Consider the following 17,680-nt stretch of genomic DNA (forward strand, 5'->3'; position numbering starts at 1 on the left):
AGGCTGCACGTGGTCCCGGCCCGGTGCCCCGGAGCCGGAGGGCCGTGCCGTCGGTCCCGGGGACCGTGGCCCGCCCGCGCGCCCGGCGCGAGCTGTGACGGACCGGCACCCGGCGGCGGCCCGCAGGGCGGGCGCTGGAGCCGGCGCCCGGACGCCTTCCCGCCGTTGCCCGGAAGCCTGATCGGCGGTCAGGCGCCGCCGGTGCGCCGCGGGACGGTCCCGCACCGCGACGACACGGCGGCAGCCTGCGGGGCACCCGTGGCACGCGGTCAGGTGGCCGGCGAGGCGGCGGCGTCGGGGCGGGCGTGGCGGCCCGGGCGGGGGCTCTCGACGCGCAGGGCGTCCTTGTCGGAGACGAAGAGCGCGGCGACCGCCGAGATCAGGGCCAGGCCCGTGCAGAGCACGAAGCCGGCGTGGTACGCGCCCAGGTTGGCCGTCGTGGTGCCGCCCGCCGCCACGGTGGTGGTGCCGACCGCGGTGAGGAGCGTGGCGATGAGCGCGGTCCCGAAGGCACCGCCCAGCTGCCGCTGCATGTTGAACACGGTCGCCGCCCGCCCCGTCGAGGGAGGGGGGATCGTGGCGAAGGCGGCGTTCTGCGCCGACATCATCACGTGCCCGATGCAGTAGCCCAGGACGAACAGCACCCCGCGCAGCACCCACGGCGAGGTGGCCGTCGTGAACCCGGTCATCACCGCCACGCACACGCCCATGCCGGCCGAACCGCCCACCATGAGCCACCGCGGCCCGATCCGCCGGTACAGCCGCGGGGCGATCTGCGCGGCGGCCATCACGCCCACGGCCTCCGGCCAGGTGGCCAGGCCGCTCTCGAAGGCGTTGAAGCCCAGCGCCTCCTGGAGGAACATCGGGTAGAGCCACACCGTGCCGAGGAAGACCGCGCTGAGCGGGAACATCACGACGGTGTTCGCGCGGAACAGCCGGTCCCGGAAGAGCTCCAGGTCCAGCATCGGCATCGTGATCCGCCGTTCCACCAGCACCATCGCGCCCAGCGCCGCGAGCCCCACGAGCAGCGGCACGAGGATGCCCGCGGTGCCCCAGCCGTCCTTGGCGCCGTTGGTCAGCGCGTACAGCGTCAGCGACAGCCCGCCGCCGGCCAGGAGGAAGCCGACGAGGTCGAAGCGGCCGGGTCGCTCCAGCCGGTAGTCCGGCAGGAAGAGCAGACCGAAGACCACGGCCGCGGCGCCGACCGGCAGGTTGACCAGGAAGACCCAGTGCCAGGACACGGCGTCGCACAGCCAGCCGCCCAGCACCGGGCCCACGGCCGGGGCGATCGCGGTGGGCACCATCAGCGCGCGCTGCGCCTTGATCCGTTCCGCGGGCGGGTACGCCCGGAACAGCATGGTCTGGCCGACCGGGACCAGCAGACCGCCGCCGGCGCCCTGCAGGATCCGGTAGAGGGTGAGCTGTTCGAGGCTGGTCGACATCGCGCACAGCGCCGATGCCGCGGTGAAGGCGACCAGCGCGGCGAGGAACACCCTGCGGGTGCCGTACCGGTCGGACAGCCAGCCGGCGACGGGGATGAAGACCGCCAGGCTGACCAGGTAGCCGATGTTGACGCCGCCCAGCCCGGAGGCCGGCACGCCGAAGTCCTCACCGATGGCCGGTACGGCGACGTTGACGATGGTGGTGTCCATGATCGCCATGAACAGCGCGGCGACGAACACCACGGCGACCGCGGTGGTCGGCGGAATCCTGCGTGCCAAAAGGAAGCTCCTCGCTCGGGGGCGCCTCCTGCGCGGCGGACCGCGTCCGGACGACACCGGTCACGGCTTCCAGGTAAGCCCGGTCCCCGGCGTGGCGCACGCCGGAGTCACCCGCGTGCGTGTATCCGCCGGTTACCGGGGCTCAGCGGCCGGTCCAGCGGGGCGGGCGCCGGTCCAGGAACGCCGCGACGCCCTCGTGCCGGTCCTCGGAGGCCATCACGGTGCGGGTCGCCTCCTCCGTGGCCCGCCAGCCGGGTCCGTCGGAGCCGGACAGCCATGCGTCCATCGCCACCAGGCTCGCCTGGACCGCGACCGGTGCGTTCTCGCAGACGCGCGCGGCGAGTTCGAGCGCGCCCGCGAGCGCCCCGCCCTCAGCGGTGACCCGGTTGACCAGCCCGGCGGCGTGCGCCCGCGCGGCGTCGACGGGGTCGCCGGTCAGCACCATCTCCCTGGCCAGGTTGACGGGCAGCGCGCGTGGGCCGCGGAACAGGCCCGCACACGTGGGCACCAGGCCGAGCCGGACCTCCGGCAGCCCGAAACGGGCGGTCGCCGCGGCCACCACCAGGTCGCAGGCGAGGACCAGTTCCATCCCGCCGCCCAGGGCGGCGCCCTCGACGGCGGCGACCAGCGGCTTGCGCCGGTGACGGCGGATCAGCCCGTACTCGCCGCCGCGCTCGGTGACGTAGTCGCCGATGGCGTTCAGATCGCTGCCCGCACTGAAGACCCCGCCGGAGCCGGTGAGCACCCCGGCCCACAGCTCCGGGTCGTCCTCCAGGGTGTTGAACGCCGCGTCGAGCGCCTCGGCCAGGTGCCGGTCCACGGCGTTGCGCTTGTGCGCACGGCACATCCGGACCACCAGGACGCGGCCGTGCCGCTCCGTCCGCACCGACGGCTCCACGGGCGGCTCGAGCTGGGCCATGGCGGGCACCTCCGGTCGGTGGTCGGCGGGGAGTCCCCGGGATCAGGTGACGATATCCCCGGGGCGGCGGTCGCCGGTGGACCGGGGCGGCCGCGCACGGCACGATGGCCAGGGGCTTTACGAGGAGGGCGCCTTGGAGACGACGCGGGACGGAGCGACCGGTGAGACGCCGCGCTGGCTCGAGCTGGCGGAGGTGGACAACATCCGCGACCTCGGCGGTCTGCCGGTGCGGGGCGGGGGCACGACCCGGCGCGGTGTGGTGTTCCGGGCCAGCACCCTCCAGGAGGCCACGGCCGGCGACGTCGAACTGCTGCTCGGCCGCTACGGGCTGCGTACCGTGCTCGACCTGCGCGGCCCGGACGAGGCGGCCCGCGAGGGGCACGGCCTGCTCGCGGACGCCGCGGTGCGCCGGATGAACCTGCCGGTCAGCCGGGTACGCGCGCTGGTCACCGACGCCGTCCCGGCGACGACCGCGGACGACGGCGACGCGACCGGCTTCTACCTCGGACTGCTCGACGGCAGCGGGGAGTCGCTGGTCGCCGCGGCGCGCGTCGTCGCCGACACCGACCAGCACGCCGTCGTCTTCCACTGCGCCGTCGGCAAGGACCGCACCGGTGTCCTCGCGGCCCTCCTGCTCGACGCGGTGGGCGTGCCCGCCCCCGCCATCGCCGCCGACTACGCGCTCACCGCACAGCGCGTCGTCCGCATCCGCGCCCGCCTGGCCCGCTTCCCGTCCTACCGTGACCTGCCCGCCGTGGAGCACGCCTTCATGGCCTCGGAACCGCGCGTCATGCACCGCTTCCTGGACGTCCTGCGCACCGGGCACGGCGGTGCGGGCCCCTGGCTGCGCGACCGCGGCCTGACGGCGGCGGAACTCACCCGTCTGAAGGAAGTCCTGGTCACCCCGGCCCCGCACTGACCGCTGCCGTTCGTGCGGGCGCGCCCCGGTTCCGGGGTGCCGCGGTGTGGGTCCGGTGGGGGCCGAGCGCGGTCGTGCCCTCGGGCACGGCCTATGCCCGGGGCGTGCCGTCCCAGCGCCACGACGTGGGACGAGGGTGTCCGGGCAGGTCGGCGCGTCCGGTGGCCCACAAGAGGGTGGACCAGGAATCCGTGGACGACGGCGCGTGCGGAAACAGCCGGGCGAGCACCCGGGAGCACAGATCGGCAGGCGGGCTCCATACGAGATCGAGCCCTTGTGCCAGGTCGTGCGTGTGCACAAGCGTCTCCACGATCCCCATCGCGGCGAACCCCTCGGGGTCCGAGACGCCGAAGACGTGGTGAGCGCGGGTCTGCGGTGGCGTCGTGCGCACCATGGCGACCAGCAGCGCCCCGCTCGCTTCCAGGACCTGCAGCAGACCGGCGGGCCCCGCCGCGCGGTTCGCGTGAATCGCGTTCGCCGGGCCGCCGGGCCGCCGGCTCTCCCATACGAAGGGCACCTCGCCGTCCAAGGGCGGTGTCCTGGGGCCCAGTTGTGCCGCGTAGGCGAAGAGGTCGTCGCTGAGGTGCTCGACGGTCTCCCAGCAGTCCCATTCCAGCGAACCGGCCTTGCCCTCCCAAGCAGCCGGGGGCGCCTCGCGGAGGACCGCCACCGCGAGCTGCACGGCGAGGTCGAGGTCGTCCGCGGTGACGGGTGACCGGGAGGGGCCGGCATCGGCTGATCGGGACATGGCAGGAGCGTACCGCGGCCGAAAGGCCCCTCCCATGGGTCACCGGCCCCCCGGACCTGGGCCGGTCCGGGAGTCCGCGCCGCATGCCCGGGGCGGGGTCAGGCGGTGGGCCAGAGCGTGACGTGGATGGCGGGGCGGAAGCGGGACGGGGTGATGCCGGTGCCGGGGGCGCCCATGATGCGGGTGGCGACGGCGGTGTGGAGGAAGTGGAGGAAGACGTCGGTCGCGGGGGAGCGGAAGCCGGGGGGCAGGACGGTGGCGTACCAGGTGGCGTCCGCCGGGGTGGCCGGGGTGTCGAGGAGGCGCAGCTCGTCGCGCCGCAGGCGCGGGGTGACCAGGTGCGCCACCGCGGGCGCCACGCCCGCGCCCTCCGCGGCGGCGTCCCAGGCCGCGGTCTGGTGCGGGAAGACCCGGACGCGGGGTTCCGGCACCCGCAGCCTGCGCAGCAGGCGGCCCGTGTCGGCGCCGGGGTCGGTGCCGGAGGCGTCGACCAGCCACGTCCAGCGGGACGGCGGTCCCGCCGGCCGGGGTGCCCGGGGTCCGGTCACCGCGACCAGCAGGGCCCGGAAGACGGGCTCGCCGATCAGCCCTCCGCCGCGCACCGCACCCAGGTCGGGGCCGAGTGCCACATCGGCCAGGCGGTGCTCCACCAGCGCCCGCATCTCGCTCGTGGTGGCGGTGCCGAAGGACGTGTCGATGCGGCGGCCCGTCCGTTCGGCGAAGGCCTCCGTCAGTGACGGCAGCACGAACTCCGCGAGCGTGCCCGCGGCCACCACACGCAGTTCGTCGGGCCCGCCCTGCGCCGCCCGCACCGCGGCCTCCGCGTCCGCGCTCAGCGCGACCATGCGCGAGGCGACCGGGAGCAGCCGCGCGCCCGCGGGGGTGAGCCGCATCCCGCCGCCCGGCGCCCGCCGGATCAAGGGGTCGCCGAAGTGCGCGCGCAGCGCGCCGAGCGACTGCGACACGGCGGACTCGCTCACGTTCAGCGTCCGCGCCGCGGCGGTGACCGAACCGAGCCGGGCCACCAGCACGAAGGTGCTGAGCTGTGTCACGGTCACCCTTCGATTTTCTCCCTTTCACCCCGATAAGTGAAGCCTTATCGGCCCATTGCACCGGCGCGGCGGCGAGGCGCAGCATCGCGGCACAGGGGGAACGCCCGGACCAGGAGGGCGCCATGCAGGTTCCGGCCACGTTCCAGTACGCGCGGGCGACCGGCGTCGAGCACGCCATCGAGCTGCTCACCCGGTACGGGCCCGAGGCCCGCGTGGTGGCGGGCGGGCACAGCCTGCTGCCGATGATGAAGCTGCGGCTCGCCCAGCCGGAGGCGCTGATCGACATCAACGGCCTCGACGAGCTGACCCGCATCCGGGTGGACGGCGGTGAACTGGCCGTCGGCGCCATGGTCCGCCACGCCGACCTGCTGGCCTCGGCCGTGGTCGGCGAGCACTTCCCCGTCCTGCGCGACGCGGAGCGGATGATCGCCGACCCGCTCGTGCGCAACCGCGGCACGGTCGGCGGCTCGCTGTGCCAGGCCGATCCGTCCGAGGACCTGTCCGCCGCGTTCTGCGCGCTGCGCGCGACCCTGGTAGCCCAGGGGCCGGACGGCCGGCGGGCCGTGCCGGTGCGGGAGTTCTTCATCGGCCCGTACGAGACCGTCCTCGGCGAGGCGGAGCTGCTGCTGGAGATCAGGGTGCCGATCCGCTCGCACGCCAGCGCCTACCGCAAGGTGGAGCGCCGAGCCGGTGACTGGGCGGTCGCCGCCGCGGCCGCGGTCCTGGAACTGTCGGCGGGCCTGGTCACCGAGGCGGGCATCGGGCTGACCGCCGTCGGTGCGCCCCGGTTCGTCGCCGAGGAGGCCGAGCGGTACCTGCGCGGGGGACCGCCGGGCGAGGAGCGGTTCACCGAGGCCGGCCGGATCGCGGGGGAGGAGTGCCGCCCCTCCGCCGACCAGCGCGGCCCCGTCGACTACAAGCGGCACCTCGCCGCCGAGCTCACCGTGCGGGCGCTGCGCGCCGCGGCCGCCCGCGCCCACGGGCAGGAGGGCTGACATGCAGATCACGGTCACCGTGAACGGCGAGCGGTACACCCGGGACGTCGAACCCCGGCTGCTGCTCGTGCACTTCCTCCGCGACGAGCTGGGCCTCACCGGGACCCACTGGGGCTGCGACACCTCCAACTGCGGGGTCTGCGCCGTCTGGCTGGACGGCGCGCCCGTCAAGTCCTGCACGGTGCTGGCGGTGATGGCCGACGGCCACGAGGTCCGCACCGTCGAGGGCCTGGCCGACGGGGCGGAACTCGACCCCGTCCAGCAGGGGTTCGTCGCCTGCCACGGACTGCAGTGCGGCTTCTGCACCCCCGGCATGATGATGACCGCCCGCTGGCTGCTCGACCACGACCCCGACCCCTCCGAGGAGGACATCCGGGAGGCCATCTCCGGCCAGATGTGCCGCTGCACCGGCTACGAGAACATCGTGCGCGCCATCCGCTGGGCCGCCGAGCAGGGCCGCACCGCGCGACCCGCCGAAGGGACGGCGCAGGAGGCCTCCGGCCGTGAGGAGGTGCGGACATGACCACCACCGGGGAGCGGCCGGTCGGCTTCGGGCGGATGACCCGCAAGGAGGACGCCCGCTTCGTCCGCGGCCACGGCACCTACGTCGACGACGTACGGCTGCCCGGCATGCTCTACGGCGCCGTCCTGCGCAGCCCGCTGGCGCACGCGCGGATCGTGTCCGTCGACACCTCCGCCGCCGAGGCGCACCCGAAGGTCAAGGCCGTGATCACCGGACGGACCCTGGCCGGTCTGGGACTTGCCTGGATGCCGACCCTTTCGTACGACACCCAGGCGGTGCTCGCCACCGACAAGGTGCGCTTCCAGGGGCAGGAGGTCGCCTTCGTCGTCGCCGAGGACCGCTACGCGGCCCGCGACGCCCTCGAGCTGATCGACGTCGAGTACGACCCGCTGCCGCCCGTCGTCGACGCCCGCAGGGCGCTCGACCCCGACGCGCCGCTGATCCGCGACGACAAGGAGGGCCAGACCGACAACCACGTCTTCGACTGGTCCGCGGGCGACAAGGAGCGCACCGACGAGGTGTTCGCCCGCGCCGACCTCGTCGTCACGCAGGACATGCTCTACCCCCGGGTGCACCCCGCCCCGCTGGAGACCTGCGGCACCGTCGCCGACATGGACGCCGTCACCGGCAAGCTCACCGTGTGGTCCACCACCCAGGCCCCGCACGCGCACCGCACCCTGTACGCCATGGTGTCCGGCATCCCCGAGCACAAGATCCGCATCATCTCCCCGGACATCGGCGGCGGCTTCGGCAACAAGGTCGGCATCTACCCCGGGTACGTGTGCGCGGTCGTCGGCTCCCTCGTCACCGGAAAGCCCGTCAAGTGGATGGAGGACCGCTCGGAGAACCTGATGAGCACCTCCTTCGCCCGCGACTACCACATGCACGGGGAGATGGCGGCGGCCTCGGACGGGCGGATCCTGGGCCTGCGCGTGAAGGTCGTCGCCGACCACGGCGCCTTCAACGCCACCGCCCAGCCCACCCATTTCCCCGCCGGCTTCTTCGGCGTCTTCACCGGCTCGTACGACATCGAGGCGGCGCACTGCGAGGTCACCGGCGTCTACACCAACAAGGCGCCGGGCGGCGTCGCCTACGCCTGCTCCTTCCGCGTCACCGAGGCCGTCTACCTCGTGGAGCGCATGGTCGACGTGCTCGCGGCCGAACTCGGCACCGACCCCGCCGAACTGCGGATGCGCAACCTGCTGCGGCCCGAGCAGTTCCCGTACCGGAACAAGACCGGCTGGGAGTACGACTCCGGTGACTACCCACGGGCCCTGCGGCTCGCGATGGACCTCGCGCACTACGACGACCTGCGCCGCGAGCAGGCCGACCGGCGCGGGCGCGGCGAACTCATGGGCATCGGCGTCAGCTTCTTCACCGAGGCCGTCGGCGCGGGCCCGCGGCGGCACATGGACATCCTGGGCCTCGGCATGGCCGACGGCGCGGAACTGCGCGTCCACCCCACCGGCAAGGCCGTGCTGCGGATCTCCGTGCAGACCCAGGGGCAGGGCCACGAGACGACGTTCGCGCAGATCGTCGCCGAGGAACTGGGCATCCCGCCCGAGGACATCGAGGTGGTGCACGGCGACACCGACCAGACGCCCTTCGGGCTCGGCACCTACGGTTCCCGCTCGACCCCCGTGTCCGGCGCGGCCGCCGCGCTGGTCGCCCGCAAGGTCCGCGAACGGGCCCGGCTGGTCGCCTCGGCGATGCTCGAGGTCAGCCCGGACGACCTGGAGTGGACCAAGGGCCGCTGGTTCGTCACCGGCGACCCCGACCAGGGCCGCACGATGGCCGAGATCGCGCTCGCCGCGCACTCCAGCCTCGAACTGCCCGAAGGCGTGGAGGGACACCTGGATGCGACCTGCGTCTACAACCCGCCCAACCTCACCTTCCCCTTCGGCGCCTACATCTGCGTCGCCGACGTCGACGCCGGCACCGGGCAGGTCAAGGTGCGGCGCTTCATCGCGGTGGACGACTGCGGCAACCGCATCAACCCCATGATCGTCGAGGGGCAGGTGCACGGCGGCCTGGCCGACGGGCTCGGCATGGCGCTCATGCAGGTGATCGCCTTCGACGAGGACGGCAACTGCCTCGGCGGGTCCTTCATGGACTACCTGCTGCCCACCTCCGTCGAATGCCCCTCCTGGGAGCTCGGCGAGACCGTCACCCCGTCGCCGCACCACCCGATCGGCGCCAAGGGCGTCGGGGAGTCCGCCACCGTGGGTTCGCCCGCCGCCGTCGTCAACGCCGTCGTCGACGCCCTGCGACCGCTCGGGGTACGCCACATCGACATGCCCCTGACCCCGGCGGCGGTCTGGCGGGCCGCACGGGGACGGCCGTTCCGCAGCGACCTGGCGATCACCTGAGGCCCCCGATGACGAGTACGGAACTGCTCAACCGCGCGGACCAACTGCGGCACGGCCGCACCCCGTTCGTCCTCGCCACGGTCGTCCGCGCGCAGCGCCCCACCAGCGCCAAGCCCGGCGACAGCGCGCTGGTGCTGCCCGACGGCACCGTGGAGGGCTTCGTCGGCGGCGTCTGCGCCGAGTCGACCGTGCAACTGCAGGGGCTGCGCCTGCTGGAGACCGGGGAGTCGGTGCTGCTGCGGATCACCCCCGGCGGCGCGGAGGGCGCGGCCGAGCGCGGGGCGGACGGGGGCGGGGCGGAAGGCGAGGGCCTGGTCACCGTCGCCAACCCGTGCCAGTCCGGCGGGACCCTCGACATCTTCCTGGAGGCCCATCTGCCCCCCCTGCTGGTGCACGTGCTGGGCCACGCGCCGATCGCCCGCTCCCTGCTCGACGTCGGCCGGGCCCTCGGCTACGACGCCAGGCCCGCGGAACCCGGGACCCCGCTGCCCGGCGACCTGGACGCCGTCGTGATCGCCTCGCACGGCCGTGACGAGGAGGCCTCGCTGGCCGCGGCGGTGCGCGCGGGGGTCCCGTACGTCGGGCTCGTCGCCAGCCCCCGGCGCGGCGCCGCCGTCCTCGCCGGGCTCGGGCTGACGCCGCAGGAGCGGGCCCGCGTCCACACCCCGGCGGGGCTGGACATCGGGGCCCGGACCCCGGCGGAGATCGCCGTGTCGGTGTACGCCGAGGTCATCGCGGTACGACCGCGCCCCGCCGCCCGCCCTGGCGGCCACCCCGGCGCGGGCGAGCCCGCGGCGTCCCCGCGGCCCGTCGCGGAGGCCGTGGATCCGGTGTGCGGCATGACCGTCGCCGTCACCCCCGGCACCGTCGCGCTGACGGGGCAGGGCGGCGGAGCCGTCTACTTCTGCGGCCCCGGCTGCCGGCACGCCTACACCGACGACCCCACCCGCTACGCACATGCCTCCTGACCCCGACGCCCTCGTCCCCGACGTCCCCGCCCTGCGCGCCCGGCTCGACGCCGCCGACTACCTCGCCGACGACGCGCTCGCCACGGCCCTGCTGCTCGCCGTCCGCATGCGCCAGCCGATCCTGCTCGAGGGCGAACCGGGCGTCGGCAAGACCGAGGCGGCCCGCGCCCTGGCCACCGTCCTCGACACCCCGCTGATCCGCCTCCAGTGCTACGAGGGGCTGTCCGCCGCGGAGGCGCTGTACGAGTGGAACTACCCGCGCCAACTGCTCGCGATCCGGCTCGCCGAGTCCCGGGGCGAACCCCTGCGCGACGCCGACCTGTTCACCGAGGACTTCCTGATGCCGCGGCCCCTGCTCGCCGCCATCACCCATCCGGGGCCGCGGCCGGCGGTCCTGCTGATCGACGAGGTGGACCGCGCCGACGACGAGTTCGAGGCCTTCCTGCTGGAGCTGCTGGCCGACGCCGCCGTCACCGTCCCCGAGCTCGGCACGCGCACCGCCACGCTGCCGCCCGTCGCCGTCCTGACCTCCAACCGCACCCGTGACCTGCACGACGCGCTGAAGCGGCGCTGCCTCTACCACTGGATCGAGTACCCGGACACGGAGCGCGTCGCCGCCGTCATCCGGCGCCGCGTCCCCGGCGCGGGGGAGTGGCTGGCTTCCCGCGTGGCCGGCGCGGTGGACCGGCTGCGCGCCGACCACCGGCTCACCAAGCCGCCCGGCATCGCCGAGGCCGTCGACTGGGCGGCCGCGCTGCGTGCGCTGGGTCTCACCTCGTTCGACGCGGACGCGGCCGACCGCACCCTCGGCGCGGTCCTCAAGTACGCCGAGGACCTCGCCGCGGTCCGCGCCGAGGGTCTCGCGCACCTGGTGGACAGCGATGCATGAGCCCGGAGGCGACGCAAGTAATGCGAGGGTCGAGATGGCTCCGGTACCAGGGCTGGCGGAGGTGGTGGCCGCGCTCGGCGAGGCCCTGCGGCGGGCGGGGATACCGGTGGGACCGGACAGGGCCGCGCGGTTCGCGCGGGCGGTGACCGTGCTGGCTCCGGTGACGACGCCGCAGTTGCGGCACTGTGCCCTGGCCACGCTGGTGGCGGACCCGGAGCAGATCCCGGCGTTCGACGCCGTGTTCCGGAAGGTGTTCGGCGGTGAGGGTCCCGGGCACCCGGTCGCACGGGGGCAGCGGGGCGACCCGCCGCGGTCGCCCGCCGGGGCCGGCCGTGCCGCCCCACGGCGTGGTGCCGGGCGGCCCGCGGAGGACACCCCGGGGCGGGCGCGCGAGGTCGGGGCACCGACCACGGCCAGCCCCGCCGACCGGCTCGCCACCCGGGATTTCGCGGAGCTGACCGAGGACGAGCTCGCCCTCCTGGCCCGGGCGATGCGCGCGATCGTGCTGAACACCCCGCTCCGTCCGTCCCGCAGGCGCCGGCCCGCGCACCACGGAGACCGCATCGACCTGCGCCGCACCCTCGCCGCCGGGCGCCGCACGGGCGGGTACCCGCTGCGGCTGCGCCGCTTCGTGCCGCGGCCCCGCCGCCGCGGCCTGGTCGTCCTCTGCGACATCTCGGGGTCGATGGAGCCGTACGCCCGGGCGATGCTGCAGCTGCTCTACTGCGCGTCGCGCGGCGCGCGGGCCGAGGTCTTCACGTTCGCCACCCGGCTCACCCGGCTGACCCCCGTCCTGCGGCGGCCCGGCCTGCCCTCCGACGCGCTGGCGCGCGCCGGGCGTACGGCGCCGGACTGGTCGGGGGGCACGCGGATCGCGGCGTGCCTGGGGGAGTTCAACGAACGGTACGGACGCCGTGGCATGGCCCGCGGCGCCGTCGTGGTGATCGTCTCGGACGGCTGGGACACCGGCGACCCCGCCGTCCTCGCCCGGCACATGGCGGCGCTCGCCCGGGTGGCCTTCCGTGTCGTGTGGGTCAACCCTCGTACCGCCAGCCCCCGTTACCGTCCGCTCGTGGGCGGTATGGCCGCGGCGCTGCCGTACTGTGACGCCGTGGTCAGCGCCCATGACCTGGCGGCCCTGGGCGACTTCGCCGCCGCGCTGTCCGCGCCGGGGGGTCGTCGCGGCGCGGGGCAGGCGTGACGCAGGGCTGTGCACGGGTGCCGGTGCCGGGCGGTGGGACTCAACCGCCCAGCACCTTGGCCTCCTTCTCCGGGGCGAGGCCCACGGTGGGCCGGTCGGGGCGCTGGGGTGCCGTGCCGCCCAGCGAGCGCAGCCACTCCCAGGTGTCGGCGACGGTCTCGGCGACGGGGCGGCAGCGCAGTCCGGTGGCGAGGGCACGGGAGACGTCGGCGGTGTGGAGCGTGTCGTAGAGCTCGCCCGGGGGGAGCCAGACCGGCAGTTCGGTCCAGGGCTCGATGCCCGCGGCCAGGACCGTCTCCGGGTCCGTCCAGCGCAGTTCGGCGTCGGAGCCGGTCACCGCGGCGCAGGCGGCCAGGAGTTCGCCGGTGGTGGTGTGCCCGGGCGGGCTGACGAGGTTGTAGGCGCCGCCGAGGCCGGATTCCGCGGCGTCCAGGATCCATGCGGCGAGGTCGCGGGCGTCGACGTACTGCAGGGGGAGGTCGCGGGGGCCGGGGGCGAGGACGGGGCCGCCGCGGGCGACGCGGGTGAGCCACCAGGGGAGGCGGCCGATGTTCTCGTAGGGGCCGAGGATGAGGCCGGCGCGGGCCAGCAGGGCGTGGTCGCCGAAGGACTCGGTCGCGGCGAGTTCGCCGCCGCGCTTGGCGCGTGCGTAGTCGACGTCGGGTCCGTCGCCGGGGGAGGTGTCCACGACGGGTCCGTCCTCGTCGAGTCCGGCGGGGGCGGGGTAGGTGTAGACGGAGCGGCTGGAGACGTAGGCGTACGTCCGGGCGCGGCCGGCCAGGAGGCGGGCGGTGTCCCGTACGGCGGCCGGTGCGCCGGACCAGGTGTCGACGACGGCGTCCCACTCGCCGTGCGCGAGGGCGGCGAGGCCGCCTTCGGTGCCGCGTTCCCCGAGCAGCACGGTGGCGCCGGGCGGTGCTTGGTGCCGGCCGCGGTGGAACACCGTGACCTCCCAGCCCCGCTCGAGCGCGTCCTCGACGACGGCGCGTCCCACGAATTCGGTTCCACCCAGGGTCAGCAGCTTCATACCGGCCACTGTGCCCCGCGGTGCGGCCGGGCGTCAGCGATCACGCTGTGGGCGCAATCGTGCGGCGAGGGCGGTGAGCATGAGGTCGACGGCGGTGCCGAAGGAGCTGCCGGCCATCAGGTGCAGGTGGCCGCGGACGGCGGACAGTGCGGGGAAGGCCTGTGGGTCGACCGTCGCGGAGCGGTACTCCTGGGTCCAGGCGCGCCGGTCGGCCTCGCGCTGGGCGCGCGGCAGCGCGAGGTGGGCGGCGTCGAGGGCGGCGTGGCCGAGGACGGTGTCGATGAACGCCAGGTAGAGGGGGACGGCGCTGTCGGGTGCGAAGCCCGCCCGCAGCAGGATGCCGATGCCCGCCTCCACGGCGCGGAACTCGTGTTCGCGGCGGGTGATCCGGTACGAGGCCATGGCGGCGGCGCGGGGGTGCGCGAGGTATCCGTCGCGGACCCGTACGGCCATGTCGCGCAGGGAGGCCTGCCAGTCGTCGCCGGGAGTGAAGCCGTCCATGGCGTCGCCGATGATGCGGTCGGCGACGGCGAGCAGCAGGTCGTCGGTGTTGTGGAAGTAGCGGTAGACCGCGCTGGGGTCGCAGCCGAGGGCCGCGCCGAGGCGGCGGACGCTCAGTGCCTCGGGGCCGTGTTCGCCGATGAGGCGCAGGGCGGTGTCGACGATGAGCGGGGCGGACAGCAGGACGCCCGAGCGGGTGGGGCGGCGGCGCTTGCGTTCCCGGGGGACGCGGTCGCCGGTGGCGGCGGTCATGGGCGGGCCCTTCTGTCGGCGTCGCGCACAGTGAAGGGGCCCGGCAGCCTTATGTCAACACCATTGACGGTAGGTGAACGCGGGTTGTTTCATCACAACCCCGCGCGGCTCTTCCCCGTCCGTCCTCCCTCAGAGGAGCCACAGATGTCGACCACCGGACCCGCCTCCGCCCCCGGACCCGCCAGATCCCCCGCCCAGTTGCGCCGTTCGCTGGGTGTCGTCGACGGCGTCGCCATCGCCGCCTCCAGCACTGCGGCCACCACCAGCATCGGCGTCGGCATGGGCGCGCTGGCCGCGACCGTCGGACTGCAGGCGCCGGTGGTGCTGCTGCTGGCGTTCCTGCCCGTGCTCGGCATCGCGACCGCGTACGCCCGGCTCAACCGCTCCGAGCCGAACTGCGGCAACGGCTACACGTGGGTCGGCGCGACCCTGGGACCGTGGCCCGGTTTCCTGACCGGCTGGGTGACCCTCGCCGGTTCCGTGGTCTTCATGGCGTACACCAGCGCCATCACCGGCTCGGTGATCCTGGCGTTCGCGAACAAGGCGGGGCTCACCGAGGTCGCGGGGCTCGCCCTGGACCCGGGGTCGACCGCGGTGAGCACCGTGCTGGGCCTGGTGGTCCTCACCGGTGTCACCGTCCTGGCCGTCACGGGGGTGCGGGGCGCGACCCGGCTGCAGGCGGGGTTGCTGGTCTTCGAGTACGCCGTCCTCCTCGTCTTCTGCGGCCTGGCGTTCCTGCGCGGGGGTCACGCGGTGCGGGCGTCCTGGTTCGACCCGTTCGCCGTGCACGACGGCACGGCCTTCGCCCAGGGCCTGGTGCTCGCGGTGTTCTTCTTCTGGGGCTGGGACGCGGCGTTCAGCGTCAACGAGGAGACCCGTGACGTCGGTGACTCCGCGCGCGGCGGCACGATCGCCCTGGTCGCGATGCTCGGCATGTTCCTCTTCGCCTCCGTGGCCTTCCAGCGTGAGATGAGCCTGCCGGAGCTGATCGAGAACGGCCCGCAGGCGCTGCCTCACCTCGGTGCGAAGCTCGCCGGCGAGCCGTGGGCGAGCCTGCCGCTGCTCGCGCTGATGTTCTCGGCCGTGGCCTCCGTGCAGTCCTCGGTGATCCCCACCGCCCGCGGCATGCTGGCCATGGGACGGGACCGCACGATGGGGCCCGTCTGGACCCGGATCCACCCGCGCTTCGGTACGCCCGCCGTGGGCACCGTCCTGGTGATGGCGGTCGCCGCCGTCATCGCCCTGCTGGCGATGGCCATCCCGCGGCTCAACGACATGCTGCTGGCGGCGGTCAACTCCGTCGGGCTGCTCGTGGCCCTCTACTACGGCCTGACCGCGGTCGCCTGCGCGGTCCGTTTCCGTGGCGCGCTGCGGGCCGGGGCCCGCGAGGCGCCGCTGTCCGTGGTGGTGCCCGGCCTGTCGGGCGCGGTGCTCCTGGGCGCCGGCTGCTACCTCGGCCACTCGTACGCCACGATGAGCGACCACTTCGAACTCAGCCCCGGCAACGGCTGGTTCATGCTCGCGCTGCCCGGCGGGATCGTCCTGGCCGGCCTGGTGATGGCCGCCTGCGCCAAGTACCTGCGACGCTCTCCCTACTTCGCCACCGGCCGCGGCACGGACGCGGACGCCCTGACCCTGCCGATGGACCGTACGACGGTCTGACGCACTGCCCGAAGCCCGAAGCCCGAAGCCCGAAGTCCGAAGTCCGAAGCCCCCCGCGACCCCTGCCCCTGGAGCGCACGCGATGTCCCACCCGCACGCCGACCTCGTCCTCACCGGCGGCCCGGTGCACACCGTCGACCCCGTCCTCGGCCGGGCCACCTCGGTGGCGGTGCGCGACGGCCGCATCGCCGCCGTCGGCCACGACGAGGTACGGGAGCTGATCGGGCCCGGCACCGAGGTCGTGGACCTGGCCGGGAAGATGCTGCTGCCCGGTTTCCAGGACGCCCACGTCCACCCGCTCGGCGCCGGCATCGAGCTGGGCCAGTGCCATCTCGCGGAGGCCCACGAGGCGCGGGAGTACCTGCGGCTCGTCCGCGCGTACGCCGACCGGCATCCCGGCGCCGAGTGGATCACCGGCGGTGGCTGGTCGCTGGACGCCTTCCCCGGCGGCACCCCCACCGCCGCGCTCCTGGACGGTGTGGTCGCCGACCGTCCGGTCTTCCTGCCCAACCGGGACCACCACGGGGCCTGGGTCAACTCCCGTGCCCTGGAACTCGCCGGGATCACCCGGGACACCCCCGACCCCGCGGACGGCCGCATCGAGCGCGACGCCGACGGCAACCCCACCGGGATGCTCCAGGAGGGCGCCCTCCACCTCGTCGGCCGGCTCCTGCCGCCGGTCACCCCGGGCGAGCGGACCGCCGCGCTGCTGCGTGCGCAGCGCGTGCTGCACTCCCTGGGTGTCACCGCCTGGCAGGACGCCATCGTCGGCGACTACGCGAACATGACCGACCCGGTGTCCGCCTACCACGCCCTGATCGCCGACGGGCTGCTCACCGCGCGCGTCGTGGGTGCCCTGTGGTGGGACCGGGCGCGCGGCGCCGAGCAGATCCCCGAACTCCTCGAACGGCGGGCCGCCGTGAGCCGGGGCCGCTTCCGCGCGACCAGCGTCAAGATCATGCAGGACGGCATCGCGGAGAACGGGACGGCGGCGCTGCTCGGCCCCTACCTCACCGCCTGCGGTTGCGCCTCCGCCAACAGCGGCATCAGTTTCGTGGACCCGGCGGCGCTGGCGAAGCACGTCACCGAACTGGACGCGCTCGGCTTCCAGGTGCACTTCCACGCCCTCGGCGACCGGGCCGTCCGTGAGGCGCTGGACGCGGTGGGGGCGGCCCGTTCGGCCAACGGCTTCCGCGACACGCGGCACCACCTCGCCCATCTGCAGGTCGTCCACCCGGACGACGTCGGCCGCTTCCGAGCGCTGGGCGCCGCCGCGAACGTCCAGGCGCTGTGGGCCGCCCACGAGCCGCAGATGGACGAACTCACGCTGCCGTTCCTCGGTCCCGAACGGGCCGCCCGGCAGTACCCGTTCGGTGATCTGCTCCGCTCCGGCGTGACGCTCGCCGCCGGCAGCGACTGGCCGGTCAGCAGCCCCGACCCGTTCCAGGCCCTGCACGTCGCGGTCAACCGCCGCACCCCGGACGCCCCGGACGGCACCCCCGTCTTCCTGCCGGAGCAGCGCGTCGACCTGGCCGCCGCCATCGCCGCCTACACCGCGGGGAGCGCGTACGTGAACCACCTCGATGACACCGGCACGCTCACCCCGGGCAAGCTCGCCGACCTCGTCGTCCTCGACCGCGACCCCTTCGCCGGGCCGCCCGCGGAGATCGCCGCGACGCGGGTACTGCAGACCTTCGTGGGTGGCGAGCGGGTCTACGCGGCGCAAGACGCGTAGGCGCCCGCGGGCCGGTCAGTCCTCCGCAGCGTGGTCGGGGCGGACGGCGATGTGGTCGGGTTCGAGTTCGAGCATGACGCGGCTGCGGATGTCGAGGGCCTGGGTGTAGTCGCGGGGGAGCTGGAGGCGTCCGGAGCGGTCGACGGTGGCGTACTCGCTGGCGTGGACGGTGGTGCGGCCTTCGTCGTCGACGCTGGTG

At 74.6% G+C, this 17,680-nt stretch carries 16 protein-coding genes; 9 read left to right on the forward strand and 7 right to left on the reverse strand.

The window, feature by feature from the left end:
• Positions 1-269: 269 nt before the first annotated feature.
• Together PV410_RS11270 and PV410_RS11275 are read right to left on the reverse strand one after the other, a co-directional pair.
• The gene (locus PV410_RS11270; RefSeq protein ID WP_500323937.1) at positions 270-1,721 is read right to left on the reverse strand and encodes an MDR family MFS transporter; all 1,452 of its coding nucleotides are present in this window, start codon (positions 1,719-1,721) and stop codon (positions 270-272) included.
• Positions 1,722-1,863: 142 nt separating this feature from the next.
• Positions 1,864-2,640, reverse strand: a complete 777-nt coding sequence (locus PV410_RS11275; RefSeq protein WP_500323938.1) for an enoyl-CoA hydratase-related protein — start codon at positions 2,638-2,640, stop codon at positions 1,864-1,866.
• A 133-nt stretch (positions 2,641-2,773) separates the two neighbouring features.
• On the opposite strand from PV410_RS11275, the gene PV410_RS11280 reads away from it, so the two are divergent.
• Entirely contained in the window at positions 2,774-3,559 is a 786-nt protein-coding gene (locus PV410_RS11280) for a tyrosine-protein phosphatase (protein WP_500323939.1), read from the forward strand.
• 91 nt (positions 3,560-3,650) lie between these two features.
• On the opposite strand, the gene PV410_RS11285 is transcribed toward PV410_RS11280, so the two are convergent.
• Together PV410_RS11285 and PV410_RS11290 are read right to left on the reverse strand one after the other, a co-directional pair.
• Complete coding sequence (locus tag PV410_RS11285) at positions 3,651-4,307, reverse strand: maleylpyruvate isomerase N-terminal domain-containing protein (protein WP_500323940.1); 657 nt, start codon at positions 4,305-4,307, stop codon at positions 3,651-3,653.
• Positions 4,308-4,405: 98 nt separating this feature from the next.
• Positions 4,406-5,365 carry a LysR family transcriptional regulator gene (locus tag PV410_RS11290; RefSeq protein ID WP_500323941.1) on the reverse strand — a complete coding sequence of 320 codons (960 nt, stop codon included), beginning with the start codon at positions 5,363-5,365 and terminating at the stop codon, positions 4,406-4,408.
• Positions 5,366-5,481: 116 nt separating this feature from the next.
• On the opposite strand from PV410_RS11290, the gene PV410_RS11295 reads away from it, so the two are divergent.
• Genes PV410_RS11295 through PV410_RS11320 form a run of 6 tightly spaced genes read left to right on the forward strand, consistent with a single transcriptional unit; the run spans position 5,482 to position 12,304 of the window.
• Positions 5,482-6,354 carry an FAD binding domain-containing protein gene (locus PV410_RS11295; protein WP_500323942.1) on the forward strand — a complete coding sequence of 291 codons (873 nt, stop codon included), beginning with the start codon at positions 5,482-5,484 and terminating at the stop codon, positions 6,352-6,354.
• A gap of 1 nt (position 6,355) precedes the next feature.
• Positions 6,356-6,877, forward strand: a complete 522-nt coding sequence (locus tag PV410_RS11300; protein WP_500323943.1) for a (2Fe-2S)-binding protein — start codon at positions 6,356-6,358, stop codon at positions 6,875-6,877.
• Entirely contained in the window at positions 6,874-9,246 is a 2,373-nt protein-coding gene (locus PV410_RS11305) for an aerobic carbon-monoxide dehydrogenase large subunit (protein WP_500323944.1), read from the forward strand. The genes PV410_RS11300 and PV410_RS11305 overlap by 4 nt, the downstream gene beginning before the upstream one ends.
• Before the next feature lie 8 nt (positions 9,247-9,254).
• On the forward strand, positions 9,255-10,214 hold the full coding sequence (locus PV410_RS11310) for an XdhC family protein (RefSeq protein ID WP_500323945.1): 960 nt from the start codon (positions 9,255-9,257) through the stop codon (positions 10,212-10,214).
• A complete protein-coding gene (locus PV410_RS11315) occupies positions 10,204-11,103 on the forward strand; it encodes an AAA family ATPase (protein WP_500323946.1) in 900 nt (299 codons plus the stop codon). The genes PV410_RS11310 and PV410_RS11315 overlap by 11 nt, the downstream gene beginning before the upstream one ends.
• 34 nt (positions 11,104-11,137) lie before the next feature.
• The gene (locus PV410_RS11320) at positions 11,138-12,304 is read left to right on the forward strand and encodes a vWA domain-containing protein (RefSeq protein ID WP_500323947.1); all 1,167 of its coding nucleotides are present in this window, start codon (positions 11,138-11,140) and stop codon (positions 12,302-12,304) included.
• 40 nt (positions 12,305-12,344) lie between these two features.
• Here the strand turns inward: PV410_RS11320 and PV410_RS11325 are convergent, their stop codons facing one another.
• Positions 12,345-13,331 carry an NAD-dependent epimerase/dehydratase family protein gene (locus tag PV410_RS11325; RefSeq protein WP_500323948.1) on the reverse strand — a complete coding sequence of 329 codons (987 nt, stop codon included), beginning with the start codon at positions 13,329-13,331 and terminating at the stop codon, positions 12,345-12,347.
• A gap of 33 nt (positions 13,332-13,364) precedes the next feature.
• Complete coding sequence (locus PV410_RS11330) at positions 13,365-14,084, reverse strand: TetR/AcrR family transcriptional regulator (RefSeq protein ID WP_500323949.1); 720 nt, start codon at positions 14,082-14,084, stop codon at positions 13,365-13,367.
• Between the two features lie 144 nt (positions 14,085-14,228).
• Between PV410_RS11330 and PV410_RS11335 the strand changes: the two genes are divergently transcribed.
• Both PV410_RS11335 and PV410_RS11340 read left to right on the forward strand, forming a co-directional pair.
• On the forward strand, positions 14,229-15,746 hold the full coding sequence (locus PV410_RS11335) for an APC family permease (protein ID WP_500323950.1): 1,518 nt from the start codon (positions 14,229-14,231) through the stop codon (positions 15,744-15,746).
• 82 nt (positions 15,747-15,828) lie between these two features.
• Complete coding sequence (locus PV410_RS11340) at positions 15,829-17,481, forward strand: amidohydrolase (protein WP_500323951.1); 1,653 nt, start codon at positions 15,829-15,831, stop codon at positions 17,479-17,481.
• Positions 17,482-17,496: 15 nt separating this feature from the next.
• Here the strand turns inward: PV410_RS11340 and PV410_RS11345 are convergent.
• On the reverse strand, positions 17,497-17,680 hold a 184-nt coding region (locus PV410_RS11345; protein ID WP_500323952.1), incomplete at its 5' end, for an AbrB/MazE/SpoVT family DNA-binding domain-containing protein.

The sequence above is a fragment of the Streptomyces sp. PA03-5A genome, assembly GCF_033792725.1.
Taxonomy (GTDB): Bacteria; Actinomycetota; Actinomycetes; order Streptomycetales; family Streptomycetaceae; genus Actinacidiphila.

Excerpts from the sequence above, each read along its gene's own strand:
- PV410_RS11305 (WP_500323944.1), top strand. The coding sequence starts at position 6,874 with ATGACCACCACCGGGGAGCGGCCGGTCGGCTTCGGGCGGATGACCCGC.
- PV410_RS11315 (WP_500323946.1), top strand. The coding sequence starts at position 10,204 with ATGCCTCCTGACCCCGACGCCCTCGTCCCCGACGTCCCCGCCCTGCGC.
- PV410_RS11295 (WP_500323942.1), top strand. The coding sequence starts at position 5,482 with ATGCAGGTTCCGGCCACGTTCCAGTACGCGCGGGCGACCGGCGTCGAG.
- PV410_RS11310 (WP_500323945.1), top strand. The coding sequence starts at position 9,255 with ATGACGAGTACGGAACTGCTCAACCGCGCGGACCAACTGCGGCACGGC.
- PV410_RS11320 (WP_500323947.1), top strand. The coding sequence starts at position 11,138 with ATGGCTCCGGTACCAGGGCTGGCGGAGGTGGTGGCCGCGCTCGGCGAG.
- PV410_RS11330 (WP_500323949.1), bottom strand. The coding sequence starts at position 14,084 with ATGACCGCCGCCACCGGCGACCGCGTCCCCCGGGAACGCAAGCGCCGC.
- PV410_RS11275 (WP_500323938.1), bottom strand. The coding sequence starts at position 2,640 with ATGGCCCAGCTCGAGCCGCCCGTGGAGCCGTCGGTGCGGACGGAGCGG.
- PV410_RS11340 (WP_500323951.1), top strand. The coding sequence starts at position 15,829 with ATGTCCCACCCGCACGCCGACCTCGTCCTCACCGGCGGCCCGGTGCAC.
- PV410_RS11335 (WP_500323950.1), top strand. The coding sequence starts at position 14,229 with ATGTCGACCACCGGACCCGCCTCCGCCCCCGGACCCGCCAGATCCCCC.
- PV410_RS11325 (WP_500323948.1), bottom strand. The coding sequence starts at position 13,331 with ATGAAGCTGCTGACCCTGGGTGGAACCGAATTCGTGGGACGCGCCGTC.
- PV410_RS11300 (WP_500323943.1), top strand. The coding sequence starts at position 6,356 with ATGCAGATCACGGTCACCGTGAACGGCGAGCGGTACACCCGGGACGTC.
- PV410_RS11285 (WP_500323940.1), bottom strand. The coding sequence starts at position 4,307 with ATGTCCCGATCAGCCGATGCCGGCCCCTCCCGGTCACCCGTCACCGCG.